At 63.2% G+C, this 23,947-nt stretch carries 27 protein-coding genes; 9 read left to right on the forward strand and 18 right to left on the reverse strand.

Annotation, left to right across the window (positions count from 1 at the left end; all coding sequences use genetic code 11):
- Positions 1–174 precede the first annotated feature (174 nt).
- Together NO357_RS12390 and NO357_RS12395 are read left to right on the forward strand one after the other, a co-directional pair.
- Entirely contained in the window at positions 175–1,281 is a 1,107-nt protein-coding gene (locus NO357_RS12390) for a Hint domain-containing protein (RefSeq protein ID WP_306735982.1), read from the forward strand.
- Positions 1,282–1,433: 152 nt separating this feature from the next.
- Positions 1,434–2,138: a hypothetical protein gene (locus NO357_RS12395; protein WP_306735983.1), complete on the forward strand. Its 705-nt coding sequence runs from the start codon at positions 1,434–1,436 to the stop codon at positions 2,136–2,138.
- Between the two features lie 78 nt (positions 2,139–2,216).
- On the opposite strand, the gene NO357_RS12400 is transcribed toward NO357_RS12395, so the two are convergent.
- Positions 2,217–2,861: an RluA family pseudouridine synthase gene (locus NO357_RS12400; RefSeq protein WP_306735984.1), complete on the reverse strand. Its 645-nt coding sequence runs from the start codon at positions 2,859–2,861 to the stop codon at positions 2,217–2,219.
- A 100-nt stretch (positions 2,862–2,961) separates the two neighbouring features.
- Between NO357_RS12400 and NO357_RS12405 the strand changes: the two genes are divergently transcribed.
- Together NO357_RS12405 and NO357_RS12410 are read left to right on the forward strand one after the other, a co-directional pair.
- Complete coding sequence (locus NO357_RS12405) at positions 2,962–3,381, forward strand: nuclear transport factor 2 family protein (protein ID WP_306735985.1); 420 nt, start codon at positions 2,962–2,964, stop codon at positions 3,379–3,381.
- A 28-nt stretch (positions 3,382–3,409) separates the two neighbouring features.
- On the forward strand, positions 3,410–4,057 hold the full coding sequence (locus NO357_RS12410; RefSeq protein WP_306735986.1) for a class I SAM-dependent DNA methyltransferase: 648 nt from the start codon (positions 3,410–3,412) through the stop codon (positions 4,055–4,057).
- Between the two features lie 277 nt (positions 4,058–4,334).
- Here NO357_RS12410 and NO357_RS12415 read toward each other — a convergent pair whose 3' ends face one another.
- The 7 genes from NO357_RS12415 to era form a co-directional block, all read right to left on the reverse strand.
- Positions 4,335–5,744, reverse strand: a complete 1,410-nt coding sequence (locus tag NO357_RS12415) for an FAD-binding oxidoreductase (protein WP_306735987.1) — start codon at positions 5,742–5,744, stop codon at positions 4,335–4,337.
- Between the two features lie 58 nt (positions 5,745–5,802).
- On the reverse strand, positions 5,803–6,474 hold the full coding sequence (locus NO357_RS12420; RefSeq protein ID WP_306735988.1) for an ankyrin repeat domain-containing protein: 672 nt from the start codon (positions 6,472–6,474) through the stop codon (positions 5,803–5,805).
- A gap of 124 nt (positions 6,475–6,598) precedes the next feature.
- The gene (locus NO357_RS12425; protein WP_306735989.1) at positions 6,599–7,690 is read right to left on the reverse strand and encodes an acyl-CoA dehydrogenase family protein; all 1,092 of its coding nucleotides are present in this window, start codon (positions 7,688–7,690) and stop codon (positions 6,599–6,601) included.
- Positions 7,691–7,703: 13 nt separating this feature from the next.
- Positions 7,704–8,900: an acyl-CoA dehydrogenase family protein gene (locus NO357_RS12430; RefSeq protein WP_306735990.1), complete on the reverse strand. Its 1,197-nt coding sequence runs from the start codon at positions 8,898–8,900 to the stop codon at positions 7,704–7,706.
- An 89-nt stretch (positions 8,901–8,989) separates the two neighbouring features.
- Entirely contained in the window at positions 8,990–11,104 is a 2,115-nt protein-coding gene (locus NO357_RS12435; protein ID WP_306735991.1) for a 3-hydroxyacyl-CoA dehydrogenase NAD-binding domain-containing protein, read from the reverse strand.
- 173 nt (positions 11,105–11,277) lie between these two features.
- A complete protein-coding gene (locus NO357_RS12440) occupies positions 11,278–11,610 on the reverse strand; it encodes a DUF1491 family protein (RefSeq protein ID WP_306735992.1) in 333 nt (110 codons plus the stop codon).
- Positions 11,611–11,694: 84 nt separating this feature from the next.
- Positions 11,695–12,600, reverse strand: a complete 906-nt coding sequence (era, locus tag NO357_RS12445; protein ID WP_306735993.1) for a GTPase Era — start codon at positions 12,598–12,600, stop codon at positions 11,695–11,697.
- Between the two features lie 122 nt (positions 12,601–12,722).
- On the opposite strand from era, the gene NO357_RS12450 reads away from it, so the two are divergent.
- Positions 12,723–13,205 carry a RidA family protein gene (locus NO357_RS12450; RefSeq protein WP_306735994.1) on the forward strand — a complete coding sequence of 161 codons (483 nt, stop codon included), beginning with the start codon at positions 12,723–12,725 and terminating at the stop codon, positions 13,203–13,205.
- Here NO357_RS12450 and NO357_RS12455 read toward each other — a convergent pair.
- The 3 genes from NO357_RS12455 to lepB form a co-directional block, all read right to left on the reverse strand.
- Positions 13,202–13,384 carry a P-loop NTPase family protein gene (locus NO357_RS12455; RefSeq protein ID WP_306735995.1) on the reverse strand — a complete coding sequence of 61 codons (183 nt, stop codon included), beginning with the start codon at positions 13,382–13,384 and terminating at the stop codon, positions 13,202–13,204. The two genes, NO357_RS12450 and NO357_RS12455, sit on opposite strands and share 4 nt — an antisense overlap.
- A gap of 367 nt (positions 13,385–13,751) precedes the next feature.
- Positions 13,752–14,432 carry a ribonuclease III gene (rnc, locus tag NO357_RS12460; RefSeq protein WP_306735996.1) on the reverse strand — a complete coding sequence of 227 codons (681 nt, stop codon included), beginning with the start codon at positions 14,430–14,432 and terminating at the stop codon, positions 13,752–13,754.
- The gene (lepB, locus tag NO357_RS12465; protein WP_306735997.1) at positions 14,429–15,265 is read right to left on the reverse strand and encodes a signal peptidase I; all 837 of its coding nucleotides are present in this window, start codon (positions 15,263–15,265) and stop codon (positions 14,429–14,431) included. The genes rnc and lepB overlap by 4 nt, the downstream gene beginning before the upstream one ends.
- Before the next feature lie 127 nt (positions 15,266–15,392).
- Here lepB and NO357_RS12470 point away from each other — a divergent pair, with 127 nt between their 5' ends.
- A complete protein-coding gene (locus NO357_RS12470) occupies positions 15,393–15,803 on the forward strand; it encodes a VOC family protein (protein ID WP_306735998.1) in 411 nt (136 codons plus the stop codon).
- A gap of 233 nt (positions 15,804–16,036) precedes the next feature.
- On the opposite strand, the gene NO357_RS12475 is transcribed toward NO357_RS12470, so the two are convergent.
- On the reverse strand, positions 16,037–16,720 hold the full coding sequence (locus NO357_RS12475; RefSeq protein WP_306735999.1) for a helix-turn-helix transcriptional regulator: 684 nt from the start codon (positions 16,718–16,720) through the stop codon (positions 16,037–16,039).
- Positions 16,721–16,835: 115 nt separating this feature from the next.
- On the opposite strand from NO357_RS12475, the gene NO357_RS12480 reads away from it, so the two are divergent.
- The 3 genes from NO357_RS12480 (at position 16,836) to NO357_RS12490 (ending at position 18,390) form a co-directional block, all read left to right on the forward strand.
- Complete coding sequence (locus tag NO357_RS12480) at positions 16,836–17,258, forward strand: hypothetical protein (RefSeq protein ID WP_306736000.1); 423 nt, start codon at positions 16,836–16,838, stop codon at positions 17,256–17,258.
- 337 nt (positions 17,259–17,595) lie between these two features.
- Complete coding sequence (locus tag NO357_RS12485; RefSeq protein ID WP_306736001.1) at positions 17,596–18,057, forward strand: hypothetical protein; 462 nt, start codon at positions 17,596–17,598, stop codon at positions 18,055–18,057.
- Positions 18,058–18,390, forward strand: coding sequence for a hypothetical protein (locus tag NO357_RS12490; RefSeq protein WP_306736002.1), 333 nt, complete (start codon positions 18,058–18,060; stop codon positions 18,388–18,390).
- A 280-nt stretch (positions 18,391–18,670) separates the two neighbouring features.
- Here NO357_RS12490 and acpS read toward each other — a convergent pair whose 3' ends face one another.
- From acpS to rpoZ, 6 genes are all read right to left on the reverse strand, one after another.
- Positions 18,671–19,114 (reverse strand): holo-ACP synthase, encoded by a 444-nt coding sequence (acpS, locus tag NO357_RS12495; RefSeq protein WP_306736003.1) that lies wholly within the window; start codon positions 19,112–19,114, stop codon positions 18,671–18,673.
- Positions 19,111–19,602 (reverse strand): hypothetical protein, encoded by a 492-nt coding sequence (locus tag NO357_RS12500; protein WP_306736004.1) that lies wholly within the window; start codon positions 19,600–19,602, stop codon positions 19,111–19,113. Before NO357_RS12500 ends, acpS begins: the two co-directional genes overlap by 4 nt.
- Complete coding sequence (locus tag NO357_RS12505; protein WP_306736005.1) at positions 19,599–20,348, reverse strand: pyridoxine 5'-phosphate synthase; 750 nt, start codon at positions 20,346–20,348, stop codon at positions 19,599–19,601. The genes NO357_RS12500 and NO357_RS12505 overlap by 4 nt, the downstream gene beginning before the upstream one ends.
- 105 nt (positions 20,349–20,453) lie before the next feature.
- Positions 20,454–21,116 carry a DUF2062 domain-containing protein gene (locus NO357_RS12510; protein WP_306736006.1) on the reverse strand — a complete coding sequence of 221 codons (663 nt, stop codon included), beginning with the start codon at positions 21,114–21,116 and terminating at the stop codon, positions 20,454–20,456.
- Positions 21,117–21,178: 62 nt separating this feature from the next.
- The gene (locus NO357_RS12515) at positions 21,179–23,350 is read right to left on the reverse strand and encodes a RelA/SpoT family protein (protein ID WP_306736007.1); all 2,172 of its coding nucleotides are present in this window, start codon (positions 23,348–23,350) and stop codon (positions 21,179–21,181) included.
- Positions 23,351–23,381: 31 nt separating this feature from the next.
- Positions 23,382–23,735, reverse strand: a complete 354-nt coding sequence (gene rpoZ, locus NO357_RS12520) for a DNA-directed RNA polymerase subunit omega (protein ID WP_306736008.1) — start codon at positions 23,733–23,735, stop codon at positions 23,382–23,384.
- Positions 23,736–23,947 lie beyond the last annotated feature (212 nt).

Raw genomic sequence — 23,947 nt, forward strand, 5'->3', positions numbered from 1 at the left:
GACTTAACAGGGAGGGCCAGGGCGTGTTACGATTTCTGCAGGGAAAAGACCCGAGGCAGGGCTGATCCGGGACCCACCCGGACGAGCGGATTGGCGAAGAAATCGAAAGGTGCGGGCACTGCGTCCGTGCGGCGGTGCCATACATCTGCCCGGGTGCTGAGCAGAGGACCGGCGATGAGCTGGATCGCGATTTCGGATGCCGAGGAGCATCGTTTCAGTGCCGATGGGCTCGAACCGGGTGTCGGCACAGCCGGTCCGATGTTGCAGAACGGCCGCTTGCCGCGCGGCAGCCTGATGCTGGAGACGCGTCTGTCGCCGGATGGGCGGCCGCAGATGCTGCTGGCTTACGAAAGAGGCCAGCGGCATGACTATCGCCTGTCGGTGCAGGCCCTGCCCGGCGGCGGGCTTGTTGTCGTGATCGCCGACGGGGGCGAGGTGTTCCACACGGCGCTCTATCACAACAGTCACGATCGGCCCGACATCCTGCGGATCACCTATAGCTGGGACACGACCCTTAAGGGCCGGGACGGCCCGAGTTGGGGCCGACTGGCGATCGAGCAACCGGAATACGACCGGGTCAGCTCGGTCGACCTGATCGGCGCGCCACCACTGGCGGTGGAAGACATACGGGTGATGGCCACCGACCCCCGGCGTCGGCATCTGGACGCGGATGTCGTGTTCTTCGCCGTCTCGGACCGGGTCGAGCCGATCGGACCGATGCCGACCCTGTCGGCCAAGGTGCCGGTGTTGGGGGAAGGGGCCTATGCTTATGCCGGCAGGCTGAAGCAGGGCGATATGGTGGAAACCCTGGAATCAGGGCTGGTGCCGGTGCTTCAGACGGTGCGCCGCACGGTGCCGGCCTGTGGGTCGTTCCGGCCGGTGCGGCTGCGGGCCCCTTATTTCGGATTGCAGAGCGACATCGTCGTCGCCCCCGACCAACGGCTGGTGGTGGGCGGTTCCGAGGTGGAGTACATCTTCGGACGCGAAGCGGTTCTGGTGCCGGCGCGGCACCTGGTCAACGGGATTTCCGCGATCGAACTGACCGGTGCCGTGACGGCGACCTACCATCAGGTGATCCTGCCGCGGCATGAATCGCTGATCGCCGCGGGCTGCCCGGTGGAAAGCCTTTATGTCGGCCGGATCCGGCGCAAGCCGGCACAGTTGGTTGCGAGCCTGATGGCGGGATGCGACCGGCGGCTGCTGCCGGAACACGGGCGGTCGGCCTATCTGGTGATTAAGCCGTTCGAGGCGATCACCCTGATGCAGCGCCGGGCTGCCTGAGCCCGGATCGGCCCTGTCTTCGGCTGCGGCACGCTGGCGTTCGGAGTTTTCCCGGTTCTTGTGCTAGGCTGCTGTCGCGACGTGCCAGTAGAGCTCGGCGGTTTCAGTGCCGGGCAGTCTGATCATCCAAGGCAGACCAAGGGGACGAACATATGGTCAATCGCGTTTTCATCACGGCGTTTCTGGTACTGGCGCTGGCCCTGAGCGGCGGCCCGGGAGGGCCGACCGCAGTGCATGCCGATGGCGGCGACGGCGGTGGTTTCTCCGACGACCAGCCCCGCCCGCGGGGATCCGGCGCCAGCGACGGGTCGGATACAGGCATGACCAACGCCCCGGCTGCGCCGCAGCAGCCACGGGCCCAGACCGCGCCACGCGGCGCCGGACCCTGCATCAACTACAAGCAATCGAGGCTGCGTGAAGTCCGCGACATCCAGAGCAAGATTGCCGGCTATGCCAAGAAGGACAAGCTCAAGGGGTTGGCGACCACCAAGAAACGGCTGGAGAATTTCGTTTCCCAGATCAACAAGATGGGCGACAGCTATTCCGGTTGGAAATCCATCGAGTTCAACCTGATCTTTCAGCAGATGCAATGCTATGCCAACCAGAAGCAGGACAAGGCGCTGCGGAAATGGGCGCGCGGTATCCTGCGCGCGTTCGAGGTGATCAAGTTGCGCAATATTGCCGAGACGAAACGCGCCAAGGTCAAGAAAGCCATCGCAGAGAAGAACCCGCTGACCGAAGCCTTTGCGCGGGCGGAATACTCCGACGCGCGCGGAGACTATCATCGGGCGGCAAAGAAACTGCCGCCCGAGATGCGGGCTAAGTTCGATCCGATGCCGAAAGACCCGGGGAAGTAAAGCGGCGGTGCGGCTGACAGTGCAGCCGGTCTTTCCGCCGCCTTGGCGGGCCGTGTGAGCACGCGAGAGACGGCAGGATCAGAACGGTGCCTTGGCGAAGAACCGCATGCCGCGGCCGCCATCGGGATGGCGCAGGCGCAACTCTTCGGCGTGCAGCATCATGCGCGAGTAGTCACCCGGGTTTTGGGAATAGAACGGGTCGCCCAGGATCGGGTGGCCAATGGCGGCCAGGTGCACGCGCAGTTGGTGGCTGCGGCCGGTCCTGGGCATCAGGCGGACGCGGCTTTCGGTGTCGGAGGTTTTCAGCACCTTGAAGTCGGTGACGGCCTCTTTGCCGGTGTCAAAGCAGACAATCTGGCGCGGCCTGTTGGGCCAGTCGACGATCAGCGGCAGGTCGATGGTGCCGTCTTTTTCCGCCATGCGACCATGCACCCGGGCGACATAGGTTTTCTTCACCTGCCGCTTCTCGAATTGCAGGCCGAGATGGCGCTGGGCATGGGGCGTCGCGGCGAAGATCATCACGCCCGAGGTGTCGCGGTCGAGCCGGTGCACCAGCAAAGCGGTGGGAAACGCCGCCTGCACCCGGGTGAGCAAGCAATCGGACAGGTGCTCGCCCTTGCCCGGCACAGACAGCAGCCCCGCCGGTTTGTTGACCGCGATCAGTTCGTGATCTTCGTAAAGCACGTCGAGCGGGTCTTGCGGCGGGTGGTAGCTGTTGCTCATGCGCGGCGGGATAGCGTGGCGGAGAGCGCCGCGCAACCCGACGTCAGGCTTGCCCCGTGAACCGGCGCGGCGCAGGCTGGACCGGCAAGGGAGGAACGCGATGCATCCGACGGTCGAGCGCATGATGGAAGTTGTGGCCAAGGGCGACGACACGGCGATTGCGCCGTTGATGGCCGAGACCGTGCGATTCCTGCCGCCGACATACTGGGCCGTCTGGCAGGGGCGTGACGCGGTGGCGGCGGTGCTGGGGCATGTCGGCCAGGTGTTTTCCGATTTCCGCTATCGCCGGGTGATGGGCGACGGCCGCGACTGGGCGCTGGAGTTCCAGTGCCGGGTGGGTGATCTCGACGCCGTCGGGGTGGACCTGATCACGCTCGACGCGGACGGATTGATTGCCGAATTCGAGGTGGTGATGCGGCCGCTGAAATCGGTGGCGGCGCTGCGCGAGGCGATGAACGAACGGGTGAAGAGCGACCCGCGGTTTCTGCAGTTCGGCGAGGCGCTGCGGTCAGGGAATTGAGGCGCGAGGCTTGACCGGGTGGGGCCGGATGGGCTTGGCTGGGGCCATGGGCGATGGCAACGACGATCTTGACGCGGTCTATGCGTTGAAAACTCCGGATGACAACCGCCGTCATTACGACGATTGGGCGGAGGCTTATGACAGTGAATTCGTGGAAATCATGGACTACCGACTGCCCGAGCGGGTTGCCGAGGTGTTTGTCGCCGAAGGACCCGACGCGCCGGTTCTGGACGTGGGCGCGGGCACCGGGCTTGTCGGGGTGACGCTGGGCGCGCTGGGCGTGGGGCCGGTGGACGGCACCGATATTTCACCCGGCATGCTGGAAAAGGCGGCGAAGAAAGACGTCTACCGCCGGCTGTTCGAAGGTGACCTGCTGGACCGCCTGCCGGTCGATGACGGCGCCTATGCCAGCGCGGTGAGCGCCGGAACCTTCACCAATGGCCATGTCGGACCTGACGGCGTCGACGAGGTGCTGCGCGTCGTGCGCAAGGGCGGTTTGATTGCGCTGTCGATCAACGGCGAGCATTGGGAGACGGCCGGTTTCGCGGCCAAGTTCGCGGCGCTGGAAGGGCAGATCGACGGGTTTCGGCTTGTCCCGGTGCGGTACTACGGTGACCAGGCCACGGGCGCGCATGCCGCGGATACTGGGTGGATCGCGGTTTTCCGCAAGCAGTGACAGGGACTGTCGTCGGGGCCGCCCCCGGCGGCTCGGCGCCGGCCCACCCGCCCGCCGCGCCCGGGGGGCGGCGCGGCGATCTTCGAGGTCTGAGGCTAGCCGATGCCTCGGGCCATGAGTATTTTTGCCAAGAAAGAGACCAGTTCCGACGCGACCCGTCTGGCTGTGCCTGAATGTCTTCGCAGCGGAACCAGCGCCCGGTCCGGCAGCTACGCTTCGCCAAGAAACGACTCCGGGGCGACAGCGAGGCCGGCGCAAATCCTCCCGGGCTTCGTCTTCAGTTTTCCGGCGGCAGCACCTTGCCGGGGTTCATGATGTTGTTGGGGTCGAGCGCCGTTTTGATCGCGCGCATCGCTGCCAGCGCGGGTTTGTTCTTGCGCCGTGCCATCGACGGCAGTTTCGAGGTGCCGATGCCGTGCTCGGCCGAGAAGCTGCCGCCGAGATCGAGCACGATGTCCTCGACGCCTTCCATGATCGCGTCCATGCGCTCGGGGTCCTGGCTTTTGGGCCAGACGGCATAGTGCACGTTGCCGTCGCCCAAATGTGAGACGACCATGGCGGTGCTGCCGGGGTCGACCCGGCCAAGCATGATGTTGGCGCGGTCGAGGAAGGTGGCGACCTGGTCCAGCGGCACGGCGACGTCGTTGTTCTGGATCGGCTGGCGCGACAGGGTGACCTCGGCGGCGGCTTCGCGGCGTTCCCACATCTCGCGGCGCTGGGCTTCGTTCTGTGCCACGACGGCATCAAGGATCGCACCGTCTTCGAAAAACTCGGCGAGAATGTCCTCGAAATAGGCAGCGATCGGGGCGCGGCCGTCGGGGCCGGGCTGGGTGTCGCGGGGGGCGGTGGCGCCAAGTTCGACGAGGATGTTGACCTCATGCGGCGCCTCGAACGGTTCGCGGGCGCCGTCGATGGTTTTCAGATGCTGTTCGATATAGCTGCGCGGCATGTATTCGAACGCCTCGACCGCGCCGCCGGTGGCCTGCTGCAGGCGATTGAGGAGCCCGAGCGCCTGGTCGAGCGCGGGCACGGCGACCATGGCAGTGGCATAGGCACCGGGCTTCGGCACCAGCTTCAGGACCGCGGCGGTGATGATGCCGAGCGTGCCTTCGGCGCCGATCAGCAGGTGCTTGAGGTTGTAGCCGGAATTGTCCTTGTGCAGCTCCGACATCAGGTCGACCACCTCGCCGGTGGGCAGGACCGCCTCGACCCCCAGTACCAGGTCGCGGGTATTACCGTAGCGCAGCACGTTCGAGCCGCCGGCATTGGTCGAGAGGTTGCCGCCGATCATGGCACTGCCCTGCGCGCCGAAGGTCAGCGGGAAGATGAGACCGTGTTCTTCGGCCGCCTCGCGCAGGGTGGACAGCACGACGCCGGCTTCGACGATGGCGATGCGGGCGTCCGGGCGGATCTCGCGGATCGCGTTCATCCGTTCGAGCGAGAGCATGATCGCGCCGTCGGCGCGGGCGCCGCCGGCAAGCCCGGTGTTTCCGGAGACCGGGACGATCGCGGTTTTCGAGTCGTTGGCCAGCCTCACGATGGCCGCGACCTCGTCCGTGTTGGCTGGGCGGACCACGGCCAGCGGGGTCCAGGCATAGCTGCGGGTGAAGTCGTGGGAGTATTTGCCCATGTCGGTGCCGGTCAGAACATGGCTGTCGCCGACAATGTCCTTGAGTGTGTCGATCATGCTGCCCTCGCTCTTGCTCTGTCGCCAAGATTGGCGTGGTTCGGTGGGGGTGGCAAGGTCAGTTCGCAGCGTCGATCACGGTGGCGATGGCGTCAAAGCCGCGCGCGCGGGCATGTTCCAGTGGCGTCGTTCCGTCACGGTCGGCGATGGTGGGGTTGGCGCCAGCTTCGATCAGGGCCCTGACGCAAGCCTGATGCGTCGGGCCGCCGTCGCCGAGGATCACCGCCTCAATGAGCGCGGTCCAGCCGAGGTTGTTGACGTGATCGAGCGGGGCGCCGGCCGCGATCAGGCGGCGGACCACTTCGTCATGGCCGAGATGTGCTGCGGCGATGAGGGCCGTTCCGTCATAGGGGGAGGTGACAAGGCCAGGGTCGTTGCCAAGCGCGATGGCGAGCGACATCAGTTCGGGGTCGTCGGCGACGGCGGCGATGGTTACGACGTCGTAGGCCTGGTGTTCGAGCGCGTTCATGTCGGCCCCGGCTTCCCCGAGCGCCTGGAGGGCGTCGTCGTTAGAGGCGAAAGCGGCGACATGGGCCGGGGTGCGGCGGCGGCGGTCGCGGGCGTTGACGTCGGCGCCTTCGGACGCCAGGCGACGGATTTCGGCGACGTTGCCTTCGTGCGCGGCGCGGTGGAGGCCATCATAGGCGGCGACCTCGGCCTGTGACGGTGTGGTCTGGGCCAGGGCCGGGGCGGCGAAAAGGCAAAGAGTGGTGATCAGGGGACGTAACATGGATCGGCTCCGTCTGAAGTCAGCGGAGAGTATGCCAAGGGACGCATTCGGACGGTATTTTGTTTTCGCACAGGGATGGTGCGTGCGGACACGCACCCTGCGGAGGCGCAGGATGCGTGCCGGCTCACGCGGCGCGGCCCAACTCGATGAAGCGGGCGAGGTGAAAATCCTGATCGCCCCACTCGTGGTCGATCATGATCAGCCGCTTGGCATAGTGGCCGAGATCGTACTCCCAGGTCATGCCGATGCCACCATGCATCTGGATGCTTTCCTCGGCCACCAGCTGGCCGATGCGGCCGATGGAATACTTGGTAGCGGCGAGGATGCGGGCTTTCTCGGCGCCGGATTTCGAGCCGAGCGCGTTGGCTGCGTTGATCACCGCCGAGCGGGCTTGTTCGATTTCCAGAAGCATCTCGGCCATGCGGTGCTGCAGTGCCTGGAACTTGCCAATGACCACGCCGAACTGTTTGCGGGTGCGCAGGTACTCGATGGTCATCTCACGGATCGTCTGCATGATGCCCAAGGCCTCGGCCGAGAGCGCGACGATGGCACGGTCGGCAGCATCCTCCAATGCCGCTGCGCCATCTTCGAGCAGCAGCTCGGCGGGGGCGTCGGTGAAACTGAGTTCCGCGGCACGGCCACCGTCGGAGGTGATGAAGTCGCGCCGCTCGGCGACATCGGGCGCGACGAGGAAGAGAGACAGTTTGCCGTCGTTCTGCGCCGAGACGATGTAGCCCGCGGCGCCTTCGGCGTATTTCACCACCGTCTTGGTGCCGGTAAGCGTATAGCCGTCGCCCGATTTGTTGGCGGTTGTTTCCACGTCCGTCAGGTCATAGAGCGCCTGCGGCTCTTCGGCGGCGAGTGCGTAACGGGCGGCGCCGGCGATGATCTCTTCCAGCGCATCGGTCTTGCCCGCGAGGCCAAGGATGCTGCCGGGGACGAGGGCGCTGTCGAGCACAGGTTCGTTGACCAGTCGTTTGCCCAGTTCCTCGAATACCACGGCGATGTCGAAGCCTTCGCCGCCGAAGCCACCCAAGTCTTCTGAGAACAGCGCGGCGAGGACGCCAAGCTCGGCCAAAGCCTCGTAATGGGCCGGCTGGAAGCCCGCGTCGCTGTTGCCTGCCTCGACCCGGGGGCCGAGGGGATATTTGTCGCGAAGATATCGCTCGATGGTGTCGGCGAGCATGCGGCGGGTTTCGTTATGGCTGAAGTCCATGATGTTTTCCCCCTCAGAGCCCGACGATCATCTTGGTGATGATGTTCTTCTGAATCTCATTCGAGCCGCCGTAGATCGTCGTCTTGCGGTGGTTGAAATAGACGCCCGAGGCATTGTTGAAGCCTTCGGGGGCGACATGCGGGCCGTTGTAGCCGGTTTCGTCCACTTCCGGCGTGAGCGCCTGGGCAGAACGGCCGAGGGCACGGCGGGTGAGGTCGGTCAGTTCCTGTTCGATCTCGGTGCCGAGGATCTTGAGCATCGAGCTTTCGGCGCCGGGAGCACCGCCGGCTTCGGCCTGGGCCAGAACGCGGAGGTTGGTGATCTCCATGTTCATCAGTTCGATCTCAACCTTCGCCAGTCGGGCGGCGAACAGCGGGTCTTCGGCCAGCGGTTTGCCGTTGCGTTTCTGGCTGGTGGCGAGATCTTTCAGTCGGTCGAGTTCCTGGTTCGATTTACCCACGCCGGCGATGTTGGTGCGTTCGTGGGTGAGCAGGTACTTGGCGTAGGTCCAGCCCTTGTTCTCTTCGCCCACGAGGTTTTCGGTCGGCACCTTCACGTCGGTGAACCAGACCTCGTTGACTTCGCGGCCGCCGTCGATCGTCTGGATCGGGCGGACCTCGATGCCGGCGCTTTGCATGTCGATCAGCAGGAACGAGATGCCTTCCTGCGGCTTGCCTTCGGTCGAAGTGCGAACAAGGCAGAAGATCATGTCGGCATGCTGGCCCAGTGTTGTCCAGGTTTTCTGGCCGTTGACGATGTAATGGTCGCCATCGCGCACGGCCGAGGTTTTAAGTGAGGCGAGATCGGACCCGGCGCCGGGCTCGGAATAGCCCTGGCACCACCAATGGGTGCCGTCGCACATCCGCGGCAGGTAGTAGTCCTGCTGTTCCTTCGAGCCGAATTTCATCAGCACAGGGCCCAGCATCTTGAGGCCGAAAGGCAGGATGCGCGGGCAGCAGGCGCGGGCCATTTCGTCCTCGAATATGAACTGCTTGACCGGGCCCCAGCCGGTACCGCCAAATTCCGCCGGCCAGGAATAGGTCAGCCAGCCTTTTTCATGCAGGATCAGCTGCCAGCGCTCCATTTCGTCTTTGGTGAGCGGCGCGTCGTGGCGGACCTTGCGGGCGATCTCTTCCGGCAGGTTCGCCGCGATCCAGTCGCGCACCTCGGTGCGAAAGTCCTGTTCTTCGGGGGTGAAATTGAGGTCCATCAGAGGTCTCCTCGTCGCTGTTGGGCGGTCGCATCCCGTCGCTGCGCGACAGGGAGCACCGCTCTGCTGTTGTTCCCGGCCTTCATGTGTCAGGCCAAGGCACGTTTGTTGAGGTCGTCGAAGGTTTCACCTTTTTCGACCATATCGACCAGCAGCTGAGCCGGTTTCCAGAATTTCGGGTCTTCCTTTTCGAACTCGCGCAGGTCGTTCAGCACGTTTTCGAGCCCGTACATGTCGGCGTATTTCATCGGGCCGCCGCGATAGCGCGGGAAGCCGTAGCCGAAGAGGAAGGTCACGTCGATGTCCGAGGGTTTGAGCGCGATACCTTCTTCCAGCACCTTGGCGCCCTCGTTGATCATCGCGGCGAGGTAGCGGCGGATGATCTCTTCCTCGGTGAAATCGCGCGGGGTGATGCCGAGATCAGCGCGGGCCTGGGTGATGATCGCGTCGATATCCGGGTTGGGCGTGCCGCGGCGGCTTCCCGCCTCGTAGACATACCAGCCCTTGCCGGTCTTCTGGCCGAACCAGCCGTTTTCGCAGATACGGTCAGCGATGGTTCCGGTGTAGCGGGTATCATTCGAGCGGCTCGCAGCCTTGTTCTTGCGGTTTGACCAGCCGATATCGAGGCCCGCCAGATCGCCCATGGCGTGGATGCCCATCGGGTAGCCGAAATTCACCAGCGCTTCGTCGATGGCATAGGGCAAGGCGCCGTCTTCGACCATATAGGCCGCCGCCGCGCCATATTTGGCGAGGATGCGGTTGCCGATGAACCCGTCGCAAAGGCCTGCACGGACGGGCACTTTCTTCATTGCCTTGGCCAGTGCGAAGCCGGTGGCGATGGCATCGTCCGAGGCCTTGGAGGGGATGACGATTTCCAGCAGCCGCATGATGTTTGCGGGCGAGAAGAAGTGCAGGCCGATCACGTCCTGAGGCCGGGACGTGGCCGAAGCGATTTCGTCGATATTCAGATAGGAGGTGTTCGACGCCAGCACGGCGCCGGGCTTGGCGACCTTGTCGAGGATACCGAAAACCTCCTTTTTAACGTCCATGTTCTCGAACACGGCTTCGATAATCAGGTCGGCGTCGGCGAGGTCAGCGTAGTCGGTCGAGGGGATGTAGCGCGCCATGATAGCGGCTTTCTGGTCCTCGGTTTTACGGCCTTTCTGGACGTCGCGGGCGTAGACCTTTTCGACGTTTTGCCGGCCCTTGGCGATCGACTCGTCGTCACGTTCGACCATGGTGACGTTGAGGCCGGCGTTCAGGGCCGCCACGGTGATGCCTGCGCCCATGGTGCCGCCGCCGATGACGCCGATCTTGTTCAAGGGACGCGGCTCGGCGCGGCCGTTTTCGGGGACCTTTGAACTCGCACGCTCGGCGAAGAAGGCGTGGTTGAGGCCTTGTTGCTGCGGCGTGCCGAGGCAGGACATGAAGGCATCGCGTTCATAGTGCGAAGCCTCGAGCAGGCTGTGGCTGAGCGAGTATTCCATCGAGTCGACCATGCGGGCCGGGGCATACAGGCCCTTGGCCTTCTTGACGATGCCGTCGCGGGCGGCCTGCAGGGCGGCGGCGTTTTCCGCATCGGAGCCGAGGCCCTCGGTACGGTCCGAGGTTTTGCGTGGGCCGGCGCCTTCGGCGATCAGCGCGCGCGCGAAGGTCTTGGCGTCGTCGAGCAGGTCGGTTTCGGCGAGCCGGTCGATAATGCCCAGCGCATGGGCCTCCTGCGCCGGGACCTGGCGGCCCGAAACCATGATTTCCAGTGCTGGCGCGATACCGATGATGCGCGGCAACCGGATAGTTCCGCCGGCACCGGGCATGACGCCGATCAGGACTTCCGGCAGGCCGACGCGGCCCTTGGGATCGGCGATCCGGTAATGCGCGCCGAGCGAGATTTCCAGGCCGCCGCCCAGCGCGGTGCCATGGATGGCGGCGATCACCGGCTTGGTGGTCTCTTCAATGCGCGTGCAGACCTCCCACAGCGCCGGGGGCTGGGGTTTCTGGCCAAATTCGCGGATGTCGGCGCCGGCGGGAAAGGTGCGGCCTTCGCCGATGATGATGGCGGCCTTGACCGAGGTGTCGGCATCAATGTCGTCCATCGCCCGGACCAGGCCCTGGCGCACGGCGGTGCCCAGCGCGTTCACCGGCGGGTTGTTGACGGTCACGACGGCAATATCGCCATCGCGCGTAAGGGTGACCTGATCGCTCATCGCTTTTTTCCCTGATGTTCTCTTCCGGAGCCGCAGCGCGGGTGCCCGGCATGGCGGAGAATATGCCTTGTCTGAGGGCAAAGGGGCAACAGCGGCAGTGGATTTCGCCGCCACGTCACGCGTTTTGACGCGGCGTTACGGGGCGAGGGTACGGGCTGAAGCCTGCCTTGCGTTCAATCGCTGAGGCCCGGCTCGTCGAGGAGGTGACGGCCGGCGCGGTCCTCGACTTCGATCACCCAGAGGTCGGGATCGAAGCCGCGCTGTTTCGTGATCGAGCGATCCACGTCACTTTCCGGACCCTCGGCCAGCAGGTCCCATTTGCGCGCCCCGGTCATGACGTCGAAAGTGCGGTGGAATGCCTGGGCGCTGCCATCCAGCGTGTTGAGTTTGACCAGCACGGCACCGGAGGTGTCGTCGCCATGCGCGGTAATGAAAGCGGGAATGTCCTGCAGACGCAGGCGGGCGAGATAGGCCTTCACCCAGAATTCTGCCGTGAGGCGCGTCATATCCGGGCGCATGTGGGGGCCAGCCCCCACACCCCCGGAATATTTTCGGCAAGATGAAGCAGCGGGCTTGGGCCTGCGATCGGGTCAGTTGCCATCTTTGAAATCGAGGCCCATTTCGCTGTAGCGTTCGCTTTCTTCCAGCCAACCCGGGCGCACCTTGACCTGAAGGAAGAGGTGGATGCGTCGGCCAAGGAACTCTTCGAGTTCTTCACGGGCGAGTTTCGAGATTGCCTTGATGGTTTCACCCTTCTTGCCCAGAACGATGCCTTTGTGACCGTCTCGCATCACGTAGATCACCTGGTCGATGCGGGCGGAACCGTCTTTGCGCTCTTCCCAGTTCTCGGTCTCGACGGTGAGTTGGTAGGGCAGTTCCTGGTGCAGCCGCAGGGTGAGTTTTTCGCGGGTGACTTCGGCGGCGATCATGCGCAGGGGAAGATCGGCGATCTGGTCTTCGGGGTAGAGCCAGGGGCCTTCGGGCAGATTTTCTGCAAGCCAGGCGCGCAGGGCGCCGGTGCCATGGCCCTTCTCGGCCGAGATCATGAAGGTCTCGGAAAAGGGGAAGCGGTCGTTGAGGTCCTTGGTGAGCTTGAGGAGCTGGGGTGCCTCGACCTTGTCGATCTTGTTGATCGCCAGAGCGATTTTACGGCCCTTTGGCAGCTCCGAGAGGCCGTCAAGGATGCGTGTCACACCTTCGGTGATGCCGCGATGGGCCTCGACCAAAAGCACGATGATATCGGCATCGGCGGCGCCGCCCCAAGCGGCCGCCACCATGGCGCGGTCGAGTCGGCGGCGAGGGCGGAAGAGCCCCGGCGTATCGACGAAGACAATCTGGCTGTCGCCTTCGAGCGCGACGCCGCGAATGCGGGCGCGGGTGGTCTGGACCTTGTGGGTGACGATCGAGACCTTGGCACCGACCATGTGGTTGGTCAGCGTCGACTTGCCGGCGTTAGGCTCTCCGATCAGGGCGACGAAGCCGCATCTGGTGGTCATTCAGGGGTTTCCTCGATGGTGTTGCGGCGGGGATAGCGGATTGCGCGGGCGTTGGCGAGTCCGCTTGATCGGGCGGTGCGGCCGGGCAAGGATGACACGAAACAGAAAGGGAGGAGGTGCGAATGACGACACCTGAGGAGAGGCTTGACGAGTTGGGGCTGACGCTGCCGCCGCCGGTGGTCGTGCCGGAAGGCGTGTATCTGCCGTTTTCGATGGTAAACCGGCGCGGCGACCGGATCCTGATTTCGGGACACCCGCGACATGGCATGGACGGGGCGATCAGCGGGCCGTTCGGGCAAGTGGGGGCGGACCTGACGCTGGAGGAAGCGCAGGGCGCCGCGCGTGAGATCGGTCTGAGCGTGTTGGCGCACTTGAAGGCGGAACTGGGTGAGTTGACACGCGTGACGGGATGGGCGCGGGTATTCGGGATGGTCAACTCGGCGCCGGGATTTACCGATCAGCACCTGGTGATCAACGGGTTTTCCGATCTGATTCTCGACGTGTTCGGGCGCGAAGTGGGGCGGCATGCGCGCTCGGCCGTGGGTGTCGCCGCGCTGCCGATGAATTTCGCCATCGAGATTGAGGGGGAGGTTCTGATCGCCTAGCGCAGATGGGCGCATATTTTTTCGGCCAGCACAGCCTGTGCAGCGGTGGATTGAAGGCACAAGATAGCAGCCGACCGAGCTTCGAACCATTCCCGCTGCCTGCGCAGGTTGCGCCCGGTAAAGCTGGTGTCGTCGTAGCGGCTGGCCCAGTCGAGAAAACCGGCGTCGATGCGATGCAAGTCGCCGCCCGGACCAGGCGGTCGCCGAATTTGGCCCGCTCACGGGCGCGCAGCCGGGCGAGCCGAAGCTCGGTCGGCGCAGTCAGGAAGACGATGAGACCGACCTCGGCGATGGCGGCCTCGCCCAAGCCCATGAGCACGCCCGAGATCCCCCAGCCACCGCCACCCTGTAATTATTGTGACAAGCGCACCCGTTCGCTGCCGGCTTTTCCGTGAAGGGCGGTCGGTGCGTCGCCAGTTGAACCTGTCGGTTCAGAGATGCGGAAGCCTGAGCGCGTCCACCAGGATCCGGCCCAGCGTGGTGGTGCCGCTGCCCGATGCGCCGGTGATGTGAACGCGGGGCCTTGCGCGGGGCCGGGTATGACGCTCAGCCCGACAGACGGGTAAACAGCGCTTTTGCCGCGGCCTGTTCGGCGGCGCGTTTCGACCGGGCGGTTGCCTCGACGGCGGCGCCGTTCTCCAGCCGCGCCTCGACGGTGAATTCTGGGGCGTGGTCCGGGCCTTTGCGGGCGATCTCGGTATAGACCGGCGGGGCCATGCCGCGGGCCTGGGCCCATTCCTGCAGGCTGGTCTTGGCATCGCGGGCGTCGGCCTCGACCTGGGCGATCCGCTGGCCCCAAAGCCGCAGGATCAGCGCCCGCGCCACCTCGAACCCGGCATCGTGATAGACTGCGGCGATCACCGCCTCCATCGCGTCGCCCAGAAGCGCCTTCTTGCGCCGCCCGCCGGACATCATCTCGGAGCGGCCGATCTTCAGCACCGCCCCGAGGTCGATCTCTCGGGCAACGTCGGCGCAGGTTTCCTTGCGCACGAGCGCGTTGAAGCGCGGCGCGAGTTGGCCTTCGGTGGCCGACGGGTCGTGTTCGAGAACGGCTTCGGCCATGGCGAGGCCAAGCACCCGGTCGCCGAGGAATTCGAGCCGCTGGTTATCGTCGCGGGTCGGCGAGGAGATCGAGGCGTGGGTGACGGCGCGGACCAGCAATTCTGGCGTGGTGAACCGGTGGCCGAGGCGGTCTTCGAAGGCTTTGAGCTCTTTGCCGAGCTTCATTCGATCGCCTTGAAATAGCGGTCCGAGCGCCAGGTCCAGAAGAACAGCATCGAGCGCCCGGCAGAGGAGAACATGATCCGGTCGGCGCGGCCGATGAGGTCTTCGTAGTCGACGAAGCCCACACCGCCCGCGGTCTGGGCGACGCGGCTGTCGGTAGAGTTGTCGCGGTTGTCGCCCATGAAGAAATACTGCCCCGGCGGCACGGTGAAGACCGGGGTGTTGTCGGTGCGGAAATCGCCGATGTTCAGGACGGCGTGGCGCACGCCGTTCGGCAAGGTTTCGTAGGAGCGGGGTTTCTCGCAGGTGCCGCCCTGGCCGACGGGGCCGTTTTCACAGCGTGGCAGGTTGCGCTCGGGGCCTTGCGGAGCCATCACTTCGGCAAAGGTGCCGCCGTCTTCGAGCTGTACCGGTTCGCCGTTGATCTGCAGCACGCCGTCCTTCATCTGGATGCGGTCGCCTGGCAGGCCGATCAGGCGTTTGATGTAGTCAGACCCGGTCACCGGGTGGCGGAACACCACGACGTCGCCGCGCTCGGGTTCACCGCCCATGATCCGCGAGTTGTCGTCCCGCATCCAGCCGCAGATGTCTTTCGCGTCGATATCGATCCCCAGCCGCTGAATGCGGATAGAGGGGCAGGAGGCGTAGGAATAGCCATAGGCCATCTTGTTGACGAAGAGGAAATCGCCGATCAGCAACGTGTCCTTCATCGAGCCGGACGGAATCCAGAAGGGCTGGAAGAACACCGTGCGGAAGACGCCGGCGATGAGCAGCGCATAGACGATGGTCTTGATCGTCTCGATGATGGCGCCGCCGAAAGTGCCTTCGCTGCTCATGCCCCGAAACTCCCTGTTCTGGTTGCAAGCGCTACATGAGGGGCAGGGCTGCTGCTGTCAAGCTTGGGGCAGACAGGGGTGGTGGGATATGCGTAACCTCCGGGTCAACGAGAAAAAGGACCCAGAGATGAAATTGAAGCTGCATCACATCAACCTGGCGACCGAGAAGGTCGAAGAGATGACGCGGTTTTACCGCGACGTTCTGGATATGCCGGTGCCGACGCAGGATATCCCGGTGCTGGAGAAGAAAAAGGGCTATGCCGGCGATGTCGGCTTTGTCTGGGACGGCGCGGTGCAGCTGCACCTGGCTGAGAAGGACGTAATGGCGGGGTTCCGGACCGGGCAGATCGTGAACCCGGTCGCCCGCGGCCACATCGCTTATCGCTGCGACGATATCGCGGCGTTTAAGCGTGAACTGGAGGTAAAAGGCGTGCCCTATTCCGACTGGGGCGATCGGGCGGTGGCCGGCTGGCACCAGATATTTTTCTATGACCCGGACGGCAACGTGATCGAGGTGCATCAGAGGAAGGACGCGTGAGGCGGCGGTGGGAACAGCGGCTCTGAGCCCATTGCGGAAGTGCTAAAACCGTGCTGCGTGCGCACGCAGCGCTCCGACGTGCTGCGCCGCCGAAAGACACCCGCTGCGTGGCAGAAGAAAATGCGACCACTTAGGCAAAGCGCAGCGTTATTTCGACGGGCAATGCCCGAGACGCGGGACAAAGCAGGTTTTCTCAGCGTCGTTTCGAGTGTCAGCTTGCTCAACACTTGGGCTCAAAGCTGGTTTGCCTGAACGACCAGCCCCTTCTGGTTTTCCTCCCAGTCCGACAAGATCGCTGCCCCACAGTCCGGAAACTGATCTGCGAGAACGGTGCAACTGAGCATCCTGTCCACGCGAAAATGCCTGACCGCTGCCCGCATTTCACACCAGGAAACGAGCACTTCGTTGTCGCAGTAGTAGATCATCGCCAAAGGCCAAACGGTGCGATCGGTCCTTGATCCGTCAGCGTCGCAATAGGACAGCTGCAATTTACGTTCCGCTCGTATGGCGCGCCTTATGTACAAGATGTCGTTTGTGTTCGATGCCTCACTCCCCCATGAGGAGGCTATCAGATGCCGCACGCCCGGTGCCACTTCTCGAAGCTTTCGTGCTGCACTCTTCGCGGACTTCCACAATCCCTTGTCGCCTGTCCTCGAGACCAGAGACAGGCCGACGATGATCGCCTCAGCCTCATCCTCATCAAAAGCCAGCGGAGGAAGATCGTATCCGGCCCGCATGACATAGCCGATCCCGGTTTCCCCGTAGATGGGTACCTGCCGTGCCTGAAGATGGGCAACGTCGCGATAGATGGTCCTGATCGAAACTTCCAGTGTTTCCGCGATGTCTGCCGCGAGAACAGGTTTGCTGGCTGCGCGGAGAATTCGAATGATATCAAAAAGGCGCTCTGTTCTCGCCATGGATGTCCTTCAGCTGCATTCAACGAAAACATAACACTACTGCCACCTATGTGTCAGTAAGCCTCTGCTATTGGACCCTCAAATCGAAGTGGAGAGGGTTCCAAGTATGAGAGAAATGTCAGAACTCAACGGTAAGTTGACGACCTGTTCATTTGTTGCATCGTGGATGGTTTGGGTCGAACTGGCGGATCGTGATGACGCGCGCGTTCGTCAAGCGGTGGTTGATGCCGTCGGCCTTCAATATGGCCCTTACGAAGGTGTCGCGTTCGAGAGTGGGCCGGGAAAGCAGTTCTTCCAACCAAAGCAGGGGTCGAAGCTAGGCAACACGGAAGAAGCGGTCGAGATGCCAGCAAGGGTGCTGACATTCACAGTCGAGGGCGACCTAGGAAAACTTGCCAAGGCGATTGAGGCCGTTCGACACACTCATTGCTACGAGGAACCGGTCATCATCGTTCAGCAGGTCTTAGCAAGTCGCGCAGATTTCAGCGAAGATCGGGAAAATCCAAACCGATGGTGGAACCGAGGGTTTGAGGTCTAGGTGAAGCAACCTTTCGCGGCAGGACCAAATACATGCGACAAGGGTGATCTGTCGCCATGCGTAGTTGCAGCGATCGGTGACGTTTCAGTGTCCCGAGACCCGCCGTTGGCTATAACTGCCCTGCCTGCTGCCAAGCTGTTCGAATTCTTGCCTGCCACGGGAACCAATCCAGGATCGTGTGCCATTCCCTCGGGGACAAGGGTCGTTCCGGACTTTTCGTCGAGCGCTCGCTCTGAGCCCAAAGTAGTGTCCTTCGCTTCGCCTCGTGGCGCCGGGGTTCAAGCAGGCATTGCCGCGTGATACCATTTTAACACTCAAGGTTAGGAGCCCGACGTTTATGAAAGCTCATGTCAGTATAGCTCTTGCGGCAATAGCGGTGTTAATTGCCGGCGCATCGTCAATAGCGGCTCAAACTGACAAGGAACTGCATCGTAGGGCCGCGCTTGACTACTACGTCGGCGTGTTCGTCCAACTTCGCGACCAAATCGGCGAAGACAGACACAGCGTAGAGGACTTGAAGCAGGCCGCGGCAAATTTTTTCGTTGCGGCGCAAAGGAATACGGACGATGTCATTAGCGCCCAGGACGCGGTCGACTCAGCAAGGGTCATGGTGGCGGCGTATGACGTCAAGCAAACGGCCAACCTCTTCCGGTACGATCTGGATCGGGATTCCATCGTGACGCAGGATGAGCTGGAGGTCAGCTTCGTTCGTCGGGCCTGGCTGGAGATCGGTGGGTGGAAACCAGTTGAGGAAAGCTATTCGGACGCCCGCGCACGATTCGAATTGAAGCTGCAGTAATTGACCTCTGACATCCGCGCTCGCGCCGATGTGGAGGCGGAAGGCGATGTTGCCCTCTCGGGCGCGATAGACCGGACGTACACTTATCAGGACGAACTCGGAAATCCGAATCTCATCGGGCCGCCCTACTTTTCGATCTTCGATCTCGACGGCGATCTCGGCGCTGGTGTGAACGAGTTCTTCGATCCGATCACGCAGGCAATCGAAGAGGCCGATACCGACGGAGATGGAGATTTTTCGGAAGCGGAGTTGGCGGAGGTGTCGCGCCGCTATGAGGACAGCCAAGGGGTATTGAGACTTCTTCGCGAGGAGTATGCGCTGAAGTTGGAATAGCCACGAGGGTTCTGGCCTTGACTTGGTTGTCATCGGGAGAGCCCCGAATGAACGCTTCGGCCCGCGTCTTGATTGTTGAAGCCTACCGCAGCGAACGGGCGGTTTGAGAATCGCTCCTCAGCGTGGCTTTCAATGACCGGTTCGATGAAATCCGCCGCGCAGCCGAATCCTCAACGCTGCGGGCGCGAACGTCATTTTGAACTTTTTGCACGTGCATCCGCTGCTCGCGCGCGGGTCCACTCAGTCTCGCAAAGCGGGCCTTGGATTGAGGTCGATCAGGTCAGTGCTGAGCGCGCGGGCGGCGCGTACCGGGCGGGGCAGTTTCCTCGACCGGCCGCGCCTCGATCAGCACGAAGGCCTGCGCCCACGGGTGATCGTCGGTCAGCGTGACGTGAATGATGGCCTCGTGGCCCGGTGGCGTCATTTCATCCAGCCGGTCCTTGGCCCATCCCGTGACATGCATCACTGGCTGGCCGGTATGCAGGTTGGAAACCGCCATGTCCTTCCAGGAAATCCCCATCCTGAGGCCGGTGCCCAGCGCCTTGGAGCAGGCTTCCTTGGCGGCCCAGCGCTTGGCGTAGGTTCCAGGCGTGTCGTGGCGTCGTTCTGCCTTGCGCTGTTCCACGTCCGTGAAGACGCGGTTGCGGAAACGGTCGCCGAAACGTTCGAGCGTGCGCGAAATGCGGTCGATATTGGCCAGGTCGGTGCCGATGCCCAGGATCATTGCAGCGCCGCCCTGATCTGACCGGTGGCCTGGTTGAGCGTGAAGCGAAGCCCAACCGAGTCGAACAGGCCGGTGTCGGGTACGTAACGGCCAACCGTCATGGTGAAGATGAGGCCGATGGCTGGATCGTAGGTGGCATCGAGAGTCGAAAAATCGGCTCCGGAAAACCCGATCCCGCCGCCCATGCCGATCGTGCGGCACTGGCGATCGCCCAGTTCGTTCAGCGGTAGGGAGAGGACCAGTACATGAAACGACCCCGCGGCGGGCTCGATCGTGTCGAGCAAGGCCAAACGGGTCTTGCCATTGGAAAAGGTGCGGGTGTTGTCCTCCCATGGCTCCACGATGTTGCCGGCGGAAGCCTCCCAGTCACAGGGGCTGACCTCTTGCGCGGCGGCAGGCAGGGGAAGGGCGAAGGCCAGTAGTGCGGGCAGAAGTTTCCGTAAAGGGCAGCAGGGTATCACCAAGGAAGTCACTCCACCGACGGTCATCCACGCGCCTCGTCCATCAGGCGGCGCATTTCGGCAATAGCGACGGGCAGGCCGGAAAAGATCGCCTCGGCGATCAGGAAATGCCCGATATTGAGCTCCATCACTTCCGGAAAGGCGGCGATGGGTTTCACCGTTTCGTAAGTGAGTCCGTGGCCCGCATGAACCTCGAGGCCGAGGGAATGAGCGTGGGCCGACATCTCGCGCAGACGTTCTAGTTCAGCGTCGCGCTCGGCGAAATTGCCGTCGTAGTGGAAATCACAATACGCCCCAGTATGAAGCTCGACGACCTGGGCGCCGATCCGGGCGGCGGCCTCGACCTGCGCCTTGTCGGCCGCGATGAAAAGCGACACACGGCAGCCGGCCTCACGCAGCGGCGCAATGTAATGCGCCAGGCGGTTTTCTTCGCGCGCCACTTCCAGCCCGCCTTCGGTGGTACGTTCCTCGCGCTTTTCCGGCACGATGCAGACGGCGTGCGGGACGTGGCGCAGGGCGATCTTCTGCATTTCTTCGGTCGCGGCCATCTCGAAGTTCAGCGGCACGGTGAGCGCGTCCATCAGCGCCTCGATATCGTCGTCGCGGACGTGGCGGCGGTCTTCGCGCAAGTGCGCGGTGATGCCATCAGCGCCTGCCTCTTCAGCCAGAAGCGCGGCGCGCAGCGGTTCGGGGTAACTGCTTCCGCGCGCATTGCGGACGGTGGCGACGTGGTCGATATTCACGCCGAGGCGGAGTTTGCCGAGAGGCTGCATGCACCGTGATTCCCTTGTTGTTCGGACCGAACCTAGACGCTTTGCAAAAGCGCCGTAAGGGCCAATGGCTGAACCGGAGGTCAGGCCAATCCTGCTGGGGTGTGGTCATTTGCCGGCGGCGCGATCCTTGGCCTTGGCGGCGGCGCGCTTGGCCTTGATCGTGTCAAGCTTGGCGCGGATGCGGCCCTTGCGGCGATGCTGGTAGGCCTGAATCAGCGGCACCGCGAGATAGTAGGAGACTGTTGCGGCGATAATGCCGGGGATGAGTCCGCCGATGAGGTAGGGAAAGAACACCTCGTCATAGAAGACCGAGAGACCCTCCCAGTCGGGCTGCCCGCCGGAAAAGGTGGTGGTGATGTTGTGCCACAGGTCGCTGCCGGCGTCGGCGAATTTGCTGCCGAGCGAGCGTTCGACATGTTCGGGATCGAACTCGGTGCCCAGTAGCCAGTGACCGGTTTTGAGGCAAATGATCCCGATCGGCAGATAGGTCAGCGGATTGCCGAAGAAGGTCGCAAGAAGCGCGGCGATAATATTGCCTTGCATGACAAAGGCGAGGATCGCGGCGATGACGAAATGCAGGCCGTAGAACGGCGTAAAGGTAGTGAAGACCCCGGCCCAGATGCCGCGCGAGATCTTGTGTGGCGGATCGGGCAGGCGGTGCAGTCGGTGACGAACATACTGGGCGGCGCGCAGCCAGCCGCCGCGTGGATAGAACAGCTCGACCACAATCTTCCAGATGGGCCGTTTGTCGCGTCGCTTGAAGACCAATGGTCTTCCCCCCAGAAATTGCCGCCCGGTCAGACCCGTCTGCCGGACTTGAAAGTTTTCTCTCAGCCCCGGTCGATGTCGCCCTGACGCCGCCCGTTGTCACCGGTCATGCGCTGCCCGGCGCGGGCAGGATCGCGGTGGCGCCTGATTTCGGCGATGTCACTTTCTGCTTCGAGAACCGATGCCAGCCGATGCAGGTGCGTTGCGTCTCTCAGATCGACATCTATCAACAGTCTGTAAAAGTCTGGTTTCCTGTCGAGAAATTCAAGATCTGAAATATTGGCCTTTTGCTCTCCGATCAACGTGCACACTCGTCCAAGAACGCCGGCGTCGTTCCCTATCGTGAGATCGAGCGTGACCGTGTAGATCGGCCCGTGCTGGCCAGGTTGCCAGTGCAGGTCGAGCCAGCGTTCAGGCTGGTCTTCGTAGTTCGACAGGTTCTCGCAGTCGATGGCATGGATGACCACGCCTTGCCCGCGATAGGTGATGCCGACGATGCGTTCGCCCGGCAGCGGTTGGCAGCAGAGTGCACGATGCATCGACTGATCGGCCGAGAGCCCGATCACGGCGCGTTCCGAGCTGACCTCGGTATGGTCTTCGCCCGAAAGGTCGGGATAGAGCGCCTCGATCACCCGCTGGGTGGTCAGTTCGGCGCTGCCAAGCCTAGCCAGCAATTCGTTGCGGTCGGTGAGGCGCAGCTTGCTGGCCGCGGTGTCGAGGGCCTTGTCAGTGGCGCGTTTTCCGACATGCTCGAAGGCGGCGCGCGCGAGTTCGCGCCCAAGCTTGATGAAACGGTCGCGATCGACCTCGCGCAGGGCACGGCGGATCGCGGTTCTGGCCTTGCCAGTGGTCGCGATGTCGAGCCATGTCGCCTGCGGTGTCTGGCCCTCGGCCGTGATTACCTCGACCGACTGACCGTTTTTGACCCGGGTCCAGAGCGGCACGCGCATGCCGTCGATCTTGGCGCCGACACAGGCATCGCCGATGCGGGTGTGAATGGCGTAGGCGAAGTCGATCGGTGTGGCGCCACGCGGCAGCTTGACCACATCGCCCTTTGGCGTGAAGCAGAACACCTGGTCGGCATACATTTCGAGTTTCACCGCCTCGAGGAAATCTTCGTGGTCCTCGTCGTCCCGGAAGCGCTCGGTGAGACCGGCAACCCAGGCGGCAGGATCGACGGCAAACGGGTTCTCGGAAGGCACGCCGTCGCGATAGGACCAGTGCGCGGCGACGCCGCTCTCGGCCACGTCGTGCATCTGGAAGGTGCGGATCTGGACCTCGACCCGGCGACCGTTGCGACCGGAAACGGTGGTGTGGATGCTGCGGTAACCGTTCGATTTGGGCTGCGAGATGTAGTCCTTGAACCGCCCTGGCACGGCGCGCCAGCGGCGGTGGATCACGCCCAGCGTGGCATAGCAGTCTTCCTCGGTCTCGGTCAGGATGCGGAAACCGTAGATGTCGCTGAGGCGTGAGAAAGAGAGTTCCTTCTCCTGCATCTTGCGCCAGATCGAATAGGGTTTCTTGGCGCGGCCCAGTACGATGGCGTTGATGCCGGCCTTCTTGAGCTCGGACTTCATGTCGCCGGTAATGTGTTCAACGACATCGCCGGTTTCCTTCTGAAGCGTCAGGAACCGCCGCATGATCGAGTTGCGGCCCTCGGGATTGAGAACCTTGAAGGCGAGGTCCTCGAGTTCCTCGCGCATCCACTGCATACCCATGCGGCCCGCGAGGGGTGCGTAGATATCCATCGTCTCCCGGCTTTTCTGCACCTGCTTGTCAGGGCGCATTGCCTTGATGGTGCGCATGTTGTGCAGCCGGTCGGCCAGTTTCACCAGGATCACGCGCAGATCGCGAGACATCGCGATGAAAAGCTTGCGGAAGTTCTCGGCCTGTTTGGTTTCGGACGAGGTGAGCTGGAGATTGGTCAGCTTGGTAACGCCATCGACCAGATCCGCGATCTCGCGGCCGAAGCGTTTCTCTACCTCGGAATAGGACGCCCCTGTGTCTTCGATCGTATCGTGCAACAACGCGGTGATGATGGTGGCGTCGTCCAGCCGCTGGCTGGCAAGGATCATCGCCACCTCCACCGGATGGCTGAAATAGGGTTCGCCGGAATGGCGGTATTGCCCGTCATGCGCAGCCATACCGAAGGCATAGGCCTCGCGTAACTTGGCTTCGTTTGTCTTGGGGTTGTAGGCGCGGACCTTGGCGATCAGGTCATCGACGGGAATCATCCGCTCCGCACCTTGTCCCTCGGGCCGGGGGTCAGCCCTGACCCTGTGCTTCCATCAGCGCGCGGAGGAGCTGCTCTTCCGAGACGTCGTCCTCGTCTGGTTTGTCCTGTTCGGCTCCCATCAGCAGCGCCATGGCGTCATCCTCGGGCTCGTCCACCTCGATCTGGGTCTGATGCGATTCGATCAGGCGTTCGCGCAAGTCGTCGGCCGACTGGGTTTCGTCGGCGATCTCGCGCAGGGCGACAACCGGGTTCTTGTCGTTGTCACGGTCCACCGTGATCGGCGCGCCAGCGGAAATTTCGCGAGCGCGATGGGCGGCAAGCATCACCAGCTCGAAACGGTTGGGAACCTTGTCGACGCAGTCTTCAACGGTCACACGGGCCATGGGACACTCCTGATCAGGGCTTCAGAACGCGCTTATTATGCTGCCTTGCGGCGAATTACAAGGGGAATGCGTCGATTTCAGGCGTGGAAAAGCGCCAAACCAATCCTGCGCCGCAGCACCGGTTTTCCGGCCCAAGCACAGTCGAGACCGGGCTTGCCTTTGCCCCTGTCTGAGACGGTGTCGACCGGGTCGATCCGATTGCCTGGCCGGCG

Source organism: Marimonas arenosa (genome assembly GCF_030848945.1).
Taxonomy (GTDB): domain Bacteria; phylum Pseudomonadota; class Alphaproteobacteria; order Rhodobacterales; family Rhodobacteraceae; genus Marimonas; species Marimonas arenosa.